The 16,654-nt window shown below is 67.7% G+C and carries 13 protein-coding genes; 7 read left to right on the top strand and 6 right to left on the bottom strand.

The annotated features are described in order from the left end of the window. Positions 1 to 2 precede the first annotated feature (2 nt). The gene (gene gltB / locus Q8M13_RS09360) at positions 3 to 4,670 is read left to right on the top strand and encodes a glutamate synthase large subunit (RefSeq protein ID WP_305299613.1); all 4,668 of its coding nucleotides are present in this window, start codon (positions 3 to 5) and stop codon (positions 4,668 to 4,670) included. Positions 4,671 to 4,674: 4 nt separating this feature from the next. Here the strand turns inward: gltB and Q8M13_RS09355 are convergent, their stop codons facing one another. Both Q8M13_RS09355 and Q8M13_RS09350 read right to left on the bottom strand, forming a co-directional pair. Next, positions 4,675 to 5,487: a hypothetical protein gene (locus Q8M13_RS09355; RefSeq protein ID WP_305299611.1), complete on the bottom strand. Its 813-nt coding sequence runs from the start codon at positions 5,485 to 5,487 to the stop codon at positions 4,675 to 4,677. A 66-nt stretch (positions 5,488 to 5,553) separates the two neighbouring features. Next, positions 5,554 to 6,726 (bottom strand): citrate synthase, encoded by a 1,173-nt coding sequence (locus Q8M13_RS09350; RefSeq protein WP_305299610.1) that lies wholly within the window; start codon positions 6,724 to 6,726, stop codon positions 5,554 to 5,556. 75 nt (positions 6,727 to 6,801) lie between these two features. Here Q8M13_RS09350 and Q8M13_RS09345 point away from each other — a divergent pair, with 75 nt between their 5' ends. Genes Q8M13_RS09345 through queG form a run of 4 tightly spaced genes read left to right on the top strand, consistent with a single transcriptional unit; the run spans position 6,802 to position 10,709 of the window. Further along, the gene (locus Q8M13_RS09345) at positions 6,802 to 7,887 is read left to right on the top strand and encodes a citrate synthase/methylcitrate synthase (protein WP_305299608.1); all 1,086 of its coding nucleotides are present in this window, start codon (positions 6,802 to 6,804) and stop codon (positions 7,885 to 7,887) included. Positions 7,888 to 7,940: 53 nt separating this feature from the next. After that, positions 7,941 to 8,909, top strand: a complete 969-nt coding sequence (locus tag Q8M13_RS09340; RefSeq protein WP_305299607.1) for a cation diffusion facilitator family transporter — start codon at positions 7,941 to 7,943, stop codon at positions 8,907 to 8,909. A gap of 11 nt (positions 8,910 to 8,920) precedes the next feature. Then, the gene (locus tag Q8M13_RS09335) at positions 8,921 to 9,607 is read left to right on the top strand and encodes a glutathione S-transferase family protein (protein WP_305299605.1); all 687 of its coding nucleotides are present in this window, start codon (positions 8,921 to 8,923) and stop codon (positions 9,605 to 9,607) included. Beyond that, positions 9,588 to 10,709 (top strand): tRNA epoxyqueuosine(34) reductase QueG, encoded by a 1,122-nt coding sequence (gene queG / locus Q8M13_RS09330; RefSeq protein ID WP_305299603.1) that lies wholly within the window; start codon positions 9,588 to 9,590, stop codon positions 10,707 to 10,709. Before Q8M13_RS09335 ends, queG begins: the two co-directional genes overlap by 20 nt. Positions 10,710 to 10,807: 98 nt before the next feature. On the opposite strand, the gene Q8M13_RS09325 is transcribed toward queG, so the two are convergent. From Q8M13_RS09325 to Q8M13_RS09310, 4 genes are all read right to left on the bottom strand, one after another. After that, entirely contained in the window at positions 10,808 to 11,446 is a 639-nt protein-coding gene (locus tag Q8M13_RS09325; protein ID WP_305299601.1) for a glutathione S-transferase family protein, read from the bottom strand. Next, on the bottom strand, positions 11,446 to 12,264 hold the full coding sequence (locus Q8M13_RS09320; protein ID WP_305299599.1) for a crotonase/enoyl-CoA hydratase family protein: 819 nt from the start codon (positions 12,262 to 12,264) through the stop codon (positions 11,446 to 11,448). The genes Q8M13_RS09325 and Q8M13_RS09320 overlap by 1 nt, the downstream gene beginning before the upstream one ends. 12 nt (positions 12,265 to 12,276) lie before the next feature. Beyond that, positions 12,277 to 13,185: a glutathione S-transferase family protein gene (locus Q8M13_RS09315; protein ID WP_305299597.1), complete on the bottom strand. Its 909-nt coding sequence runs from the start codon at positions 13,183 to 13,185 to the stop codon at positions 12,277 to 12,279. 81 nt (positions 13,186 to 13,266) lie between these two features. Continuing rightward, complete coding sequence (locus tag Q8M13_RS09310; RefSeq protein ID WP_305299595.1) at positions 13,267 to 14,700, bottom strand: MFS transporter; 1,434 nt, start codon at positions 14,698 to 14,700, stop codon at positions 13,267 to 13,269. 185 nt (positions 14,701 to 14,885) lie between these two features. Between Q8M13_RS09310 and Q8M13_RS09305 the strand changes: the two genes are divergently transcribed. Next, positions 14,886 to 16,037, top strand: a complete 1,152-nt coding sequence (locus Q8M13_RS09305; protein ID WP_305299593.1) for a trans-acting enoyl reductase family protein — start codon at positions 14,886 to 14,888, stop codon at positions 16,035 to 16,037. A 1-nt stretch (position 16,038) separates the two neighbouring features. Further along, positions 16,039 to 16,654 (top strand): NADH:flavin oxidoreductase (locus Q8M13_RS09300; protein ID WP_305299591.1); only part of this gene is annotated, 616 nt, incomplete at its 3' end.

Raw genomic sequence — 16,654 nt, 5'->3', positions numbered from 1 at the left:
ATATGAGCGACCGCCTCCCCCCCGCTCATCCCGGCGAAAGCCGAGACCCAAGCGGCCTCTCCACCCAGTCCGCCGGCCCGGCGATCAACCTAGACACAGCTTGGATCCCGGCTTTCGCCGGGACGAGCGGGGATGGTGATGCGGCGCGCTATCTCGCCAACCGCCAATTGCTCACCGAGGGTCACGCCTATAGTCCCGGCGATGAGCGCGACGCCTGCGGGGTCGGGCTGGTTTGCGCCCTGGACGGCAAGCCGCGCCGTGAGGTCGTCGAACTGGCCCTGCGCGCACTTAAGTCGGTCTGGCACCGTGGCGCTGTCGACGCCGACGGAAAGACCGGCGACGGCGCCGGCGTGCTGCTGTCGGTCCCACAGGACTTCTTCGCCGACCAGGTGGCCCGGATCGGCCACGTGCTGCGGCCAGGCCCCATTGCTGTCGGCCAGGTGTTCCTGCCGCGCAACGACCTTTCGGCCCAGGAAGCGGCCCGGACCATCGTCGAGGCCGAGGCCCTGCGGTTCGGCTTCTACATCTTTGGCTGGCGCCAAGTGCCGGTGGACACCTCGGTCATCGGCGAGAAGGCCAACGCCACCCGTCCCGAGATCGAGCAGATCATGCTGTCTCCGCCAGCGGGCTTGGAGGGCGAGCCGCTGGAGCGGGCCCTGTTCCTTTGCCGCAAGCGGATCGAGAAGCGTGTCGCCGCCGCCGGCATCCAGCACTTCTACCTGTGCTCGTTCTCGGCCCGGCAGCTGATCTACAAAGGCATGTTCCTCGCCGAGCACATCGACGAGTTCTATCCCGACCTGCGCGACGAGCGGTTCTCGGCCGCCGTGGCGATCTTCCACCAACGCTATTCGACCAACACCTTCCCCGAATGGCGGCTGGCTCAGCCGTTCCGGATGCTGGCCCACAACGGCGAGATCAACACCAAGAAGGGCAACGTCAACTGGATGAAGTCCCACGAGATCCGGATGGCGGCCGACGCCTTCGGGGAACTGGGCGACGACGTGAAGCCGGTCATCCAGGACCCGCACGGCTCGGACTCGATGGCGCTGGACAACACCTTCGAGGTGCTGGTTCGGGCCGGCCGCGATGCGCCGATGGCCAAGGCCCTGCTGATGCCCGAAGCGTGGAATGCGCGCTCGGACGAGCAGATCAAGCCGGCCCACAAGGCGCTTTACGCCTACTGCAATTCGGTGATGGAGCCGTGGGACGGCCCCGCCGCCATCTGCGCCAGCGACGGCCGCTGGGTGGTGGCCGGCAAGGACCGCAACGGCCTACGCCCGCTGCGGGTCACCTATACCGACGACGGCCTGCTGATCATGGGTTCGGAGGCCGGCATGTGCCGGATCGACGAAGCCCGGATCGTCAAGAAGTCCCACATCGCCGCCGGCCGCATGCTGGCCATCGATCTGGCCGAGGGCCGGCTCTACGGCGAGGACGAGATCATCGACCACCTGGCCCAGCGCCACCCCTACGACCAGTGGCTAGGCAACATGGTCGATCTGGAAACCGAGATCGCGCCCGGCCCCGAACCGCGCGCCTATGGCCGCGAGGAACTGATCCGCCGGCAGGTGGCCGCCGGCCTCAGCCTGGAAGACATCGAACTGCTGCTCGCCCCCATGGTCGAGGACGGCAAGGAAGCTGTCGGCTCGATGGGGGACGATGCGCCGCTGGCCGTGCTGAGCGACCAGTACCGGCCGCTGTCGCACTTCTTCCGCCAGAACTTCAGCCAGGTCACCAACCCGCCGATCGACTCCTTGCGGGAAACCTCGGTGATGAGCCTGAAGACCCGTTTCAAGAACCTGGGCAACATCCTGGCTCAGGACGAAGCACAGACCGACGTATTTGTGCTGGAAAGCCCGGTGCTGACCACCGGGATGTACCAGCGGATCATCGGCTTCATCGGCGAGAAGAACGTCGCGGTGATCGACGCCACAATGCCGATCCCGGCCGATGAGAGCCGGCCGGGCGACGCCCTGCGCGCCAATCTCGACCGCATCCGCGCCGAGGCGGAGGACGCAGCCCTACGCGGCTGCGCCACCATCGTGCTCAGCGACGAGGCCAGCGGCCCGGGCCGGGTGGCCCTGCCGATGATCCTGGCGACCGGCGGCGTCCACGCCTGGCTGGTGTCCAAGGGCCTGCGCTCCTACGTCTCGATCATCGTCCGCTCGGCCGAGTGCCTCGACACCCACTATTTCGCGGTGCTGGTCGGGGTCGGGGCGACGGCGGTGAACGCCTACCTGGCCCAGGAAAGCTTCCAGGACCGAATGGAACGGGGCCTGACAGGGGAGCTGTCGCTCCGCGAGGTCTGCCTGAACTTCAAGCACGCCATCGAGGGCGGGCTGCTGAAGATCATCGCCAAGATGGGGATCGCGGTGATCTCCTCCTACCGCGGCGGCTACAACTTCGAAGCGGTTGGCCTCTCGCGCGCGCTGGTCGCCGAGTTCTTCCCCGGCATGCCCTCGCGCATCTCCGGCATCGGCTTGGCCGGTCTGGAAGCCAAGGCGGTCGAACTGCATCGCAAGGCCTGGGACGCCTCAGCCATCAGCCTGCCGGTCGGCGGATTCTACAAGGTGCGGCGCTCAGGCGAGAGCCACGCCTTCGAGGCGCGCATGATCCACACCCTGCAGCGGGCCTGCGACACCGGCGACTATGGAACCTACAAGGCCTTCTCCGAGGGCATGCGCCGGATGCCGACCATCCAGCTGCGCGACCTCCTGGACCTGCGCTCGAGCGCCAAGCCGGTCTCGCTGGACGAGGTCGAGAGCGTCAACGAGATCCGCAAGCGCTTCCTGACGCCGGGCATGAGCATGGGCGCGCTCTCGCCTGAAGCGCACGGCGTGCTGAACATCGCCATGAACCGGATCGGGGCGAAGAGCGTCTCCGGCGAGGGCGGCGAGGACCCGGCCCGCTACAAGCCGCTGCCCAACGGCGACAATCCGAACTCGGCGGTCAAGCAGATCGCCTCGGGCCGGTTCGGCGTGACCGCCGAATATCTGAACCAATGCCGCGAGATCGAGATCAAGGTCAGCCAGGGCGCCAAGCCCGGCGAGGGCGGCCAACTTCCTGGTTTCAAAGTCACCGAACTAATCGCCAAGCTGCGTCATGCGACGCCCGGCGTGAAGCTGATCAGCCCACCGCCGCACCACGACATCTATTCCATCGAGGACCTGGCCCAGCTCATCTACGACCTGAAGCAGATCAACCCGGACGCCCGGGTCTGCGTGAAGCTGGTCGCCATGACCGGTATCGGCGCCATCGCCGCCGGGGTCGCCAAGGCCAAGGCCGACGTGATCCTGATCTCCGGCAATGTCGGCGGCACCGGCGCGTCGCCGCAGACCTCGATCAAATATGCCGGCGGCCCCTGGGAGATGGGGCTGTCGGAGGCCAACCAGGTCCTGACCCTGAACAACCTGCGCCACTCGGTGCGCCTGCGCGCCGACGGCGGGATGCGGACCGGCCGCGACATCGTCATCGCCGCCATGCTGGGCGCTGAGGAGTTCGGCATCGGCACCGCCAGCCTAATCGCCATGGGCTGCATCATGGTGCGCCAGTGCCACTCCAACACCTGCCCGGTCGGGGTCTGCACCCAGGACGAGGCGCTGCGGGGCAAGTTCTCCGGCAGCCCGGAAAAGGTGATCAACCTCTTCACCTTCATCGCCGAGGAAGTGCGTGAAATCCTGGCCAGCCTGGGCTTCCGATCGCTGACCGAGATCGTCGGCCGCACAGACCTGCTGCAACAGGTCAGCCGCGGCGGCGAGCACCTCGACGACCTCGACCTCAACCCGCTGCTGGTGAAGGCCGATCCGGGCCACAACGCGCCCTACTGCACGGTGGAGGGCCGCAACGAGGTGCCCGACACCCTCGACGCCCAGATCGTCCGTGACGCGGCCCCGCTGCTCGAGCGGGGCGAGAAGATGCAGCTGACCTACACGGTGCAGAACACCGCCCGGGCCATCGGCTCGCGGACCTCCTCGCACATCACGCGGCGGTTCGGGATGCACGCCTTGCCGGCCGGTCACCTGACCGTCCAGCTCAAGGGTTCGGCGGGACAGAGCCTGGGCGCCTTTGCGGTCCAAGGCCTGCGCATCGAGCTGACCGGCGAAGCCAACGACTATGTCGGCAAGGGCCTGTCGGGCGCGACGATCATCATCCGACCCTCGCCGCACCTGGCCGCGCCGGAGACCAACGCCATCCTCGGCAACACCGTCCTCTATGGGGCGACGAGTGGGAAGCTGTTCGCCGCGGGCCTGGCCGGCGAGCGGTTCGGCGTGCGCAACTCAGGCGCCGTCGCGGTGGTCGAGGGCATGGGCGCCAATGGGCTGGAATATATGACTGGCGGCCGGGCGGTGGTGCTGGGGCCGGTCGGCTTCAACTTCGCGGCCGGCATGACCGGCGGCATGGCCTTCGTGCTCGATCTCCACGACCGCTTCCTGACCATGCTGAACACCGACAGCGTCGTGGTGCAGCGGATCGGGACGCGGCACTGGGAGTCCGAGCTCAAGGCGCTCGTAGAGGAACACGCCCGGGAAACCGGCTCGGCCTTCGCCGCCGGCATCCTGCGAGATTGGGACCGCCACCTGGGGAAGTTCTGGCAGGTCGTGCCCAAGGAAATGGTCGGCCGCCTGGACAAGCCGCTGGCCGAGGAGGAAGCGGTCCACCACCGGGCCTGACAGATCAGTTCGCGGTGGCGGCGGGCGGCAGCTTCGCCGCCGTCGCGAGCACTTGGTCTATCACTCGCTCCATCGGCGCTTGGGAGACGTGGACGCTGCCGACGCGGGGGCTATCCAGGTCTATGACCAGGCTGATGGCCAGGGCGATCAACAGGAACAGTCCCGCAGTCGAGGTGAAGTGACGTCGCCCCCCCGGCGCCAGGCCGTGGCCCATGATCGCTGCGGTGACGATGGCGTAGAGGATCAGCACCTGCAGGGCGCGCTCGGGCACCTTCACGTTCAGCGCCTGGTAGCGCAACGCAGCGGAATCGAACATCTGGCTGGTGATGTTCAGCACGGGGACCGTAAGCCGCTGAGCCTCGGGCAGGGCCAAGGCCACCCCCGCCTCGTTCCAGATCACCTCCTGCAGCGCCTCGGCGCGGATCATGGTTTCGTCGATCTTGTCGAAGTCGGCCCCGACATCGAAGAACTCCCGCCGGACCTTCACATAGTCGGCCATCGTGTAGATCAGCTTTGTGCGATGCGGCTCGGGGAGCAGTTGGTAGTGCTGCACGGCTGACGAAATCGCGTCGGCCTCCCGCAGGACCAGATCGCGGCGACTCTCGTGGTGGGCCGCCGCCATGCTGAACACGAAGGCGATCAACAGGCCGAGCAGACCGAGCGCGGCGCTGAGCACGTAGCCCGAGCCCTCATCCTCGTCGTCGGGGTTTTCCTTGCGCCGCGCCCTGGCGAAGTTGTGCAGGCGATATCCCGCCTCGGCGGCGATGATCTGGATCAGGGCCAGCAGAATCCAGCCCAACAACGTCGCGCCAATCATCACCAACCTCGCGGATACAACCTGAGGATTGATGGAAATTGGGACTAACGCCAGGGGAGAAACGCGTCAGGCGACCTCGACGCCGACATAGCGGGCTCGGGGGCGGATCAGTTGATCGGTCTGTCCCTGCTCGATGGCGTGGGCGATCCAGCCTGCGCAGCGGGCCACGGCGAACAGGGCGAAGGGCGCGTCCTGCGGTAGCTTCAGTCTCTCCGACATCGCCACCAGCGCGAAATCGACATTGGGCGGCAGGCCGGTGACGGCCGTCACCGCCGAGGAGAGACGGGCCATCTGCGGCGTCAGGTCGAACCGCTCCAGCAACGCCTCGGCCCGCGGATCCCCATCCGAATAGAGCGGATGACCAAATCCCGGGATGGAGCGATCCTCCGCCAGCCGCGCGGCGATGACGGCGCGGGGGCTGGTCTGAGCGGCCTCACGCGCCAGACTCTGGACCGCGGCCGCCGCGCCGCCATGACGCGGGCCAGACAGCGCAGCTAGCCCAGCCAGTCCCGAGGCCGCGAGCGAAGCGCCGGTGGACGCCGCCACCCGCGCGGCGAACGTCGAGGCGTTGAGCTCGTGGTCAGCCAGCAGCACCAGCGACTGGCGGATCAGGTCCGCGCCCGGCCCGCCCGGGCCTAGACCCCAGGCGAGAGCCAGCCGATTGGCGATCGCCCCGCCGCCGACCTCACCGGCCACAGCGTCGGTCAGTACGTCGAGCAGGGTCGCGGCCTCCACCGCCAGGGCCAGGGGATTGCGCCCGCGGGCTGGTGGATCGATGCCGGCGCGCGCGGCCAGGGCGGCGAAGGCCCGGCTGCGCATGTCCGCGCCTTCCGGCGGCTTGGGGCGGTCGGTGCGTTTGAGCGCCGCGCCATGACCGCCTCGCAGAAGCCGGGCCACCGCCTCCAGGGTTTCGGTTTGTGAAAGCTCGACCGCGTCCCGGCCCCGATAGAAAAGCCGGCCCCCGGCGACGGTGGTGATCGCCGAGGCCAGCACCGGCTCGCCCCAGGCGATGGCCCCGGCGGCGACATCGGACACCTTGCGGCTGCGGGTCTTGCGGTCGGCGAGCGAGGCGATGTCGGCGGCGCGATAGAGGCTACGACGCGGATCGTGCGGGTCGGCGCGCACCTGCACCCGGCCACGACTGACATAGGCGTAGAGGGTCTGCGGCCGCACGCCCAGGCGCGAGCGCGCCTCGTCGGCGGCGATCCATTCGGCGGGTTTGGCGGCCTGGCTGGGCATATATTGATTATGTTGATCAAGATTGACCGATCAAGCTTGGAGGCAAATATCGCGACGAGCAAGAGGAGATACGCCATGTCCGATGGCCTTGAAGACGTTGTCGCCGCGCACACCGTGATGTCCGAAGTGGACGGCCAGCGCGGCGTGCTGATCATCCGTGGCCATTCGCTGGACGAACTGGCTGGCCGAGCACGTTTCGAGGACCTAGCCAGCCTATTGTTCAGCGGCTTCTTCGATGATCTGCCGTCCGACCTGACGGCGGCGCTGGGCGCTGCGCGGGTCGAGGTGTTTTCCGAGGTCGCCGGCCTCGACACCGGCCTGCTGGATCGCTCGCCGATCGAGGCCATGCGCGCCCTGACCGCGCGGCTGGCCGATGGCGATGACTTAGCCACCGCACTGCGGCTGCTGGCGGCGCCCGCCGTCTTCACCGCCGCCGTTGTTCGCGGCCAGGCCGGGGAAGCGCCGGTACCGCCCGACGCCAGCCTGCCCCACGCCGCCGACATCCTGCGGATGCTGCGCGGCAAGCCGGCGACGCAGGCGCAGATCGACGCGCTCGACACCTATCTGGTCACAGTCAGCGATCATGGCCTCAACGCCTCGACCTTCGCCGCCCGGGTAATCGCCTCGACCCGCGCGGGCCTGACCTCGGCGGTGCTGGGCGGGATCAGCGCCCTGAGGGGCCCCCTGCACGGCGGCGCCCCCGGCCCGGTGATCGAGATGCTGGACGAGATCGGCCAGCCCGCCAACGCCCGCGCCTGGATCGAAAGCGCCTTGGCGCGCGGCGACCGGCTGATGGGCTTTGGCCACCGCGTCTACCGGGTGCGCGATCCGCGCGCCGACGCCCTGAAGACCGCGGTCCGCAAGATGAGCGAAGGCTCGAACGTCCGCCCCGGCCGCGTCGCATTCGCCGAGGCCGTCGAAGCCGCGGCCCTGGCCATCCTGAAGGAGCACAAGCCCGACCGGGCGCTCGACACCAATGTCGAGTTCTACACCGCCCTGTTGCTGGAGGCCCTCGACTTCCCGCCGGCCGCCTTCACCTGCGTCTTCGCCATGGGCCGGGTCGCAGGCTGGATCGCCCACGCCCGTGAACAGGTCGCCGGCGGCCGGTTGATCCGCCCGCAATCGATCTATGTGGGACCCCAGCCGCGCCAAGCGGCCTGAGCCGAGAGTCGTTCGCGCTGGGGTTGCCCGGGCGGCGAGGCTAGATAGGCGGGATGACCGCTCATGCTCCGCCGCCCCTGACCGCCGCCGAAAGTTCGCGCCTGACCCGCCGCATCACGCTGGCCTCGGTTGGCGTGGCCGCCGTGCTGGTGACCCTGAAGGCGGCTGTGTGGCTAGCGAGCGGCTCTGTGGCGCTGCTGGCCTCGGCGGCGGATTCCGGTCTCGATCTGCTGGCCTCGCTGGTGACCTTCTTCGCGGTACGCTACGCGGCCGCGCCGCCCGACTCCGAGCATAGGTTTGGACACGGAAAGGCCGAGGCCTTCGCCAGCCTGATCCAGGGCGGCCTGGTGTTCGCCTCCGCGGCGCTGATTGGGCGGGAGGCCATTCATAATCTGCTCCAGCCGCACGAACTGCAGCAAGAGGGCTGGGCGGTCGCCGTCATGGCGCTGTCCACCATAATGACCGGGCTGCTGATCGCCGCACAAACCCAGGTGTTGAAGCGAACCGCTTCGGTAGCCGTGGCCGGCGACCGTGCGCACTACGCCACTGACCTCGCCTCGAACGCCGTGGCACTGCTCGGGATCGGCGCTTCGGTCTTGTTCGGCTGGGGGAACCTAGACGCCATCGCCGCCCTCATCATCACGGTTCTTTTGCTCTGGGGAGCGATTGGTGTTTTTCGCCAAGCCGCGAACCAATTGATGGATCGCGAATTGCCAGATGATGACCGCGCCCGGATCGTTCACTTGGTGACCACCGACCCCCTCCTTACGGATGTTCATCAACTCCGGACGCGAGCGTCGGGACCCTATGTTCATATGCAGATGCACGTCGATCTGGACGCGTCGCTGTCCCTCGAAGCGGCGCACGCCGCCATTGTCGCGGCGGAAAAGCGAATACTCGCCGAGTTCCCCCGCGCCGACATCATCATCCATCCCGACCCTCGCGGCGCCGCCGAGCCGCATGGTGGAGCCTTCGCTGAAACCGCGCTCGGTAAACGCGGCCTTAACGAGGGTTGGCGATAGTCATCCGCCTGATGAGCCTCGATCTTACCCTGCATCACTTCCCGCTTGACCCCGCCTCCCGCCAGGTTCGCCTCGCGCTGGGAGAAAAGCGCTTGGCCTTCGCCGAAGAGCAGGTGCGGTATTGGGAACGACCCGCGAGCCTGGTGAAGATGAACCCCTCCGGGCTCACCCCCGTGCTGTGCGTCGGTGGTAGTCGCGAACGCCTGGTGCTGTGCGAAGGCCGCGCGATCCTCGACTATTTGGAAGAGGCCTACCCCGAACCGCCACTGCTGGGCCGCGACCCGGCCGAGCGCGCCGAGGCGCGGCGCTTGCTGCAATGGTTCGACCGCAAGTTCGACTACGAGGTCGGCGGCTTCATCCTGCACGAGAAGATGGAGAAGCGGCTGCTGGGCCTGGGCGCTCCAGACCTGGCGAGCCTGCGCCAAGGCCGCGAGGCCCTGCGGGTGCATCTGGCCTATGTCGAAAGCCTGCTGTCCTCGCGCGATTGGCTGGTCGGGCGTCGCTTATCCCTGGCCGATTTCGCCGCCGCCGCGCATCTGTCGGTGATCGACTATTTTGGCGACGTGCCGTGGCGCGACTTCCCCGCGGTCAAGACGTGGTACATGAAGCTGAAATCGAGGCCGTGCTTCCGGCCGCTGCTGGCCGATCGCTGGCCCGGCCTCGCGCCGGCGCCGCATTATGACGATCTCGACTTCTGAGCCCAACGCCCCCGACCTGATCCGTGCACGCGCAGCCGAGCTGGGCTTCGATGTCTGCCGGATCGCCGATGCGCGGGCGGCGTGGCCGGCGTCAGGGCGGCTGGCCGAGTTCGTTGAAAACGGCCGGCACGGCGAGATGGGCTGGATCGCAGACACCCAGGATCGCCGCCGCCATCCGACCGCCATGTGGGACGGCGCGCGCTCGGCGATCATGCTGGGCGTCAACTACGGTCCCGACCACGACCCGCTTGAGGCCCTGAACGACAAGAGTCGGGGCGTGATCTCGGTCTACGCCCAGGGCGACGACTATCACGAACTGATCAAGGGGCGGCTGAAGCAGCTGGCCGGCTGGCTGGTCGCGCGGTTCGGCGGCGACCTGAAGGTGTTTGTCGACACCGCACCCCTGATGGAAAAGCCGCTAGCCGAGCGCGCGGGCCTGGGCTGGCAGGGCAAGCACACCAATCTGGTCAGCCGCGAGTTCGGCTCCTGGCTGTTCCTGGGATCGATCCTGACCGAGCTGGACCTGGCGCCCGACGACACCAGCGGCGGCTCCTGCGGCCAATGCCGCGCCTGCCTCGATGTCTGCCCGACGAAGGCCTTCCCCGCGCCCTATCAACTCGATGCGCGGCGCTGCATTTCGTATCTGACGATAGAACTGAAGGGGCCGATCCCGCCCGAATTCCGGCCCATGCTGGGCAACCGGATCTATGGCTGCGACGACTGCCTTTCAGTCTGCCCCTGGAACAAGTTCGCCAGCGCCTCTCGCGAAATGCGGCTGGTGGCGCGGGAGGAGCTGAAGTCGCCCGCTTTGGAGGACCTGGCGCGGCTGGACGACTCGGCGTTCCGCGCCCTGTTCGCCAAGAACCCTGTCAAGCGCATCGGCCGCGACCGGTTCATCCGCAACGTGCTCTACGCAATCGGCAATTCGGGAGATCCGGCGCTGGCGACACTGGCGCAGGAGCATCTGGCCGATCCCTCGCCGCTGGTTCGCGGCGCTGCGGTCTGGGCGCTGTCGCGGTTGCTGGAACCCGAAGTGTTCAAAGGGTTGCGGAAGCAGGTGAGGGAAACCGACCGCGAGGTGATGGCCGAGTGGGCCGTGTAGGCCCCTCACCCGACCTCTCCCCGGCGGCGAGAGGAGAAGAGGCGTGAATCCCTCTCCGTTGGGAGAGGCTAGGTGAGGGGGCGGCGCGCAGCGACGCGTCACCCCTGCCAGTCCGGCACGCCCTCGCCTGCCTGGGCCGCCTTGGCGCGCTGGAAAGCCTCGCGCCCAGCCAGTCGCTCCCAATAGGCGTTGATCGCCGGGCTGAAGCGTTCGTCCAGGCCGATCGTGCGGGCCAGCAGCAGCGCATACCCCACGGAGATGTCGGCGGCGGTGAAGCGGCCAGCGCACAGATAGTCCCCGTGCTCCAGCGCCGCATCGACCGACCGCAGCCGCGCCATGAACCAGCGTGCGTAGTCCTCGGCGACCTGCGGGTTGCGCCGCTCTTTCGGCTCCAGCCGCGTGTAGCGAAGAACCAGGGTCTGCGGGAAGGTCAACGTCGCTTCACCCCGGTGAAGCCAGTTCAGCCACTCACCATATGCTGGATCGTCCGCTTCAACCGCCAGAGGTCCGCCGTGCTTTGTGGCCAGGTACTGAACGATGGCGGCCGACTCGGTCATCTGCGTCTGACCATCCACGAAGAATGGGATGGTCCCCAGCGGATTGATCTCCAGATAGCTCGGGGACAAGGCACGTGGCGGGAACGGCAGCATCTTCAGTTCGTAGGGCACGCCCAGTTCCTCCAGCGCCCAGAGGGCGCGGAAGGAACGAGCGTCGGTGCAGTGGTAGAGCGTGACCATCAGTCGGCGTAGACGGCGGCGCGCTTCTGGATGTTCGACATCACCGCCTCGACCTGGTTGGGCGACCCGATGAGTGCACCCTGCTCTTGGCTCTCGGCCAGCAGGATGGCGTGCTGGTCGGCGTCGGCGACCATGTCCAGCAACCGCTTGGCGCCGCGGATCGCGGTCGGGCTCTTGCTGGCGATCTCGGCGGCCAGAGCCAGGGCCTCGGCGCGAGGATCGTCGCAGACCCGGGTGGCGATGCCCAGGCGCGCGGCCTCCTCGCCCTGGAAGATCCGGCCGGTATAGGTCAGCTCCCGGGCGACGTCGTCGCGGACCAGGCCCTTCATCAGCACCATGCCGGCCATGTCCGGCACCAGGCCCCACTTGATCTCCATCACCGCCATGCGGGTGTCGGCGGTCACGAACCGCAGGTCGGCGGCGAGTGCGAGTTGGAAGCCGCCGCCAAAAGCCACACCGTGCACGGCGGCGATCACCGGGACCGGCTGCTCGCGCCAGACCATGACCGCATGCTGGGCGCGGTTTGAACCGCCAGCGGTGCGCTTGGGCGTCAGCAGGCTCTCGCCGGTCGAAGACTGGCCGCCGTTGCGTTCACCCGAGGCCATCTTGCCGAAATTGCCCATGTCGAGGCCGGCGCAAAAGGCCTTGCCCTCGCCCGACAGGACGATGGCGCGAACGCCCTTCTCGATCTTCAGCCGCTCGCCCATCTCGATCAGGCCCGAGAACATCGCGTCATCGAGGGCGTTCATCTTGTCGGCGCGGGTCAGGCGGACATCGGCCACGCCGTCCTTCAGCTCCATCGTAATGCGGTCATCCATGGAAATGCTCCTTCAGGCCTTGCCGACGATGTAGCCGGCGCGTGGGAAATGAATGTGGGTCTTGCCAAGCTCGGGGGTGTCACGGGCCACCACCACGCGGTCGGGGGCGAGCGCCGCCAGCGTTCCGGCGACCGGATCGCGGCCATAGTCGTCGGCGGACACGACGACCGGCGTCTCAGGCGAGAAGCCGAGCGGATCGTTGGCGTCATGCGCCGGCGCGGGGGCCGGCGCGGCGTCGCGGGCGACGACCAGCGCCTCGCCGCCTGTGATCTCTCGCCGCTCACCATGACCTATGGCGGCGACACGGCCCCGCCAGGCCTGGGTGCGCGAAAAGCCGGCCAGTAACTCATCGGCGAGGTCAGGCAGGCTGCGGGCCAGGAACCAGATGTTCATATAGGCGGCGATGTCGGCCAGGCCGGGGGTCTCGCCCGACAGCCAGTCCGCGCCGACTAGGCCCTCTTCGATCCAGGCGGCCTGGGCCCGCCACTGCGGGCGCATGATCCCGGCCGCCGCCTTCATCGCCTCGACATTGAACGGCCGGCCGGAAAGCTTCTCGCGGTCAGCGATGAAGTCCTTGGGCGTCGCATCGCCCAGCTCGCCGAAGATGATCGGCACGGTGACCCCGAAGAACAAGCGGTCGGCCCAGAAATTGACCGCCCAGGCCGGCCCCAGCGCCAGGCTCGGACCGGGCGCGCGGCGCTCGATCTCGGCCAGGATCACCTGAGTGTCGCAATAGATGTCGGCGCCGATCTGCAGCACCGGGATCCGGCGATAGCCGCCGGTCAGCGGCGTCAGCTCCGGCTTGGGCATGATCACCGGCGCCTGGACGGAGTCCCAGGCCAGGCCCTTGAGCCCCAGCATCAACCGCACCTTCTCGGAGAAGGGCGAGGTGTCGTAGTGGTGAAGGATCAGCCCGCTCATCGGTCTCCCCGGGGCGGCATCTAACGCGCCGCTGACCTTACGCTGTCACGGTTTCGGGCGCGGGCCTACTCTGACCCCGCGTCAGGCCTTCGCGTCCTCGGCCAGGACCGCAATGCCCGGCTCGCCACTCAAGCTCTCCAGAATGGGAGCCTCTGCATAGACGGCGTCACGCTCGTCCAGTTGGCGGCGGATGTCGGCGTGCTTCTGGGCGTCCAGCTTCCAGCCGATCACACAGGCGCCGCCCAGCATCACGAAGACGATGGGGCCGATGATGTAGGCCATCTCCAAGCTATGGATCGCCGCCGGCGTGTTGGTCGCGCCAGCAGCCGCGTTGTAGCCAAGCCTGGCCAGCAGCGGGAAGGTCAGGCCGATGGCGAAAGCTGAAGCGATCTTCGCGGCCAGGGCGTTCAGGGCGTAGATCAGGCTGAGCTGTTCCTGACCCTGCTCCAACCTCACCTCGTCGGCTACATCGGCCAGCATGGCGCGGATCATCAGGTCGAAGCCGGCGGCCATGAACCCGCACCAGAACATCACCGGCAAGGCCGCCAGGACGCTGCCCTTGGGCAGCAACACCAGCGCGATCAGACCCAGCGAATAGGAGGTGGTCGTCACCATCAGCGTGCGGTGCTTGCTGAACCGCATGGCCAGGCGCGCGGTTAAGGGCGCCCCGACGATCCCGGCGATCACATAAACCAGCAAGAGGGCCGAAGCCTGCTCCGGCGAAAACCGGCGCGAGTCGGTGAAAAAGAACAGATAGAGCGCGCTCATCCAGCCAGGACCGAGAGTCAGGGCCATCTGGGCGAGGAACAGACGCAGCAGGTCCGGCTTGGTGATGAGGCCCACATAGTCCTTGAGCTGGAAGTTCTCGATCGAGGTACGCTTGGCGATGTGCTCGGGCGTTCGCAGGCAGACCAGCGCCACCACGATGGGGATCATGCCCAGGATGAACCAGCCCATGGCCCGCACGCCCTGCGCGTCGGTCCAGCCGATATGGCCGGCCGCGATAGGGATCAGCAGCACCACCACCGCGCCGAGCACGCCGGCCGCGGCCAGCACCCCGAAGACGCGGGAGCGCTCGTGATACTCGGTCGCCAGGGTCGCGGCCCAGGCCGAATGGCCCAGGCTGAGGATCGAGGTGCCGAGATAGAAGATCAGCAACCACACGATCAGATAGGCCGAGCCGATGCCCTTGGGGGCCTCGAACAGGGCGTAGACCGCGATCATCAGGATCGGACCGCCGATCATCATCCAGACCCGGTAGCGCCCGATCTTCGTACGGGTGCGGTCCATGATCAGGCCCAGAACCGGATCGACGCCGATGTCGAGCAGCCGGACCACCGCCCAGGCGGTTCCGATGACGGTCAGGCTGACCCCGAGGTGGGCCGCGAAATAGGGAGGAAGGTAGACGGCGACGGCGACGGCCAAGGCGCCCAACGGCAGGGCGACGGTGGAGAATGACAGCACCATCGGCGAGGAAAGCGGCCGAGGCCCTGCAGCCGGCGCGTCTTGGGTCACTTGGCGATCTCCCTATGCGCGCCGCGTTCGCGTGGCGGCGTTCGTTGCCGCCACTTGATCCGCTTCCCTAGCGGCAGGGCAAGAGCGAACACGGGTCGGAAAGATTAAAACGGGCGTTTGCATGCGCGCCGCGATCCCGGCAAGGTCGCCCCCAAGCCTCAAGAGCGAATACAGGGAGAGAGCGCATGAACCCGGCCGCGGAATTCGACATCATCGTCTATGGAGCGACGGGCTTCACCGGCCGTCTGGTCGCCGAGCATCTAGCCAAGCAATACGGGGTCGGCGGCCAGGTGAAGTGGGCGATGGCCGGCCGCAGCCTTGAAAAGCTGCAGGCGGTCCGCGACGAGATCGGCGCGCCCAAGGACACCCCGCTGATCGTCGCCGACGCGGGCGATCCGGCTTCGGTCAAGGCCATGGTCGAAGCCACCAAGGCGGTGCTGACCACGGTCGGCCCCTACCAGCTTTACGGCTCGGACCTGGTCGCCGCCTGCGCGGCCGCCGGAACCGACTATCTGGACCTGTCGGGCGAGCCGAACTGGATGGCCGAGATGATCGGCGCTCACGAAGCGGCCGCAAAGAAAAGCGGCGCGCGGATCGTGTTCTCCTGCGGCTTTGACTCCATTCCCTTCGAACTGGGCGTCTTCTTCGCCCAGGAAACCGCCAAGGCGAAGCTGGGCGGGGTCGTGCCCCGCGTGAAAGGCCGAATGCGCGCGATGCGCGGCGGGCTGTCGGGCGGCACCGCGGCCAGCGGCCGGGCCACCATGGCGGCCATCCAGAAGAATCCCGGCCTGATGGCCCTAATGGTCGACCCGTTCGCGCTCACCCCCGGCTTCAAGGGCCCCGAGCAGCCGCGCGGCGACAAGGTCGAGCACGACCCCGACATGAACGCCGACGTCGGCCCGTTCATGATGGCGGCGATCAACACCAAGAACGTCCACCGCTCGAACCTGCTGCTGGGCCACGCCTATGGAACCGACTTCGTCTATGACGAGATGTCGGTGGTCGATCCCAATACTCCGGCTTCGTTCGCCGCCGACGCCGGCGCCGGCCCGCAGCCTGGCGAAGGCCCCAGCAAGGAAGACCGCGAGGCCGGCTTCTACGACGTCGTCTTCATCGGCATCGCGAAGGACGGCCGCAAGGTTCGGGTGGCCGTGAAGGGCGACAAGGATCCGGGCTATGGCTCGACCTCGAAAATTATCGCCGAGACCGCCATATGCCTGATCAAGGAAACCCCCGAGGTCCCCGGCGGCATCTGGACGCCCGGCGCGGCCATGGGGGACAAACTGGTCAAGCGGCTGCACGACAAGGCTGGCCTGACCTTCGAAGTTGAGGCCTGACATGACCACCGACCTGTTCGCACCACTAGCCTTCACCCGCGGCCCAGGCATGAAGAACCGCTTCATGCTGGCGCCTCTGACCAACACCCAGAGCCATGCCGACGGCACGCTGTCAGACGACGAGTTTCGCTGGCTGACCTACCGCGCCGAGGGCGGCTTTGGCCTGACCATGACCTGCGCGGCCCATGTGCAGCGCCAAGGCCAAGGCTTCCCTGGCCAACTTGGCGTGTTCGGCGACGAGCACCTGCCCGGCCTGACCCGGCTGGCTGCAGCGATCAAGGCGGCCGGCAGCGTCGCGGCGGTGCAACTGCACCACGCCGGCATGCGCTCGCCCAAGGAACTGATCGGCGAGGCGCCGGTCTGTCCGTCCGAGGATGAGGCGACCGGTTCGCGCGCCCTGACCCTGGCCGAGGTCGAACAGTTGGTGGAGGACTTCGTCGCCGCCGCCGTCCGCGCCGAAAAGGCCGGCTTCGACGGGGTCGAGATCCACGGCGCCCACGGCTACATCATCTGCCAGTTCCTCTCGCCGACCATCAACCGCCGCACCGACCGCTACGGCGGCTCCCCGGAGAACCGCGCCCTCATCCTGCACGAGATCATCGACGGCATTCGCGCCC

The organism is Phenylobacterium sp., from assembly GCF_030681155.1.
Lineage (GTDB): Bacteria > Pseudomonadota > Alphaproteobacteria > Caulobacterales > Caulobacteraceae > Phenylobacterium.
The sequence above is the reverse complement of the archived record's forward strand: the minus strand, read 5'-3'. Positions and strand labels throughout refer to the sequence as shown.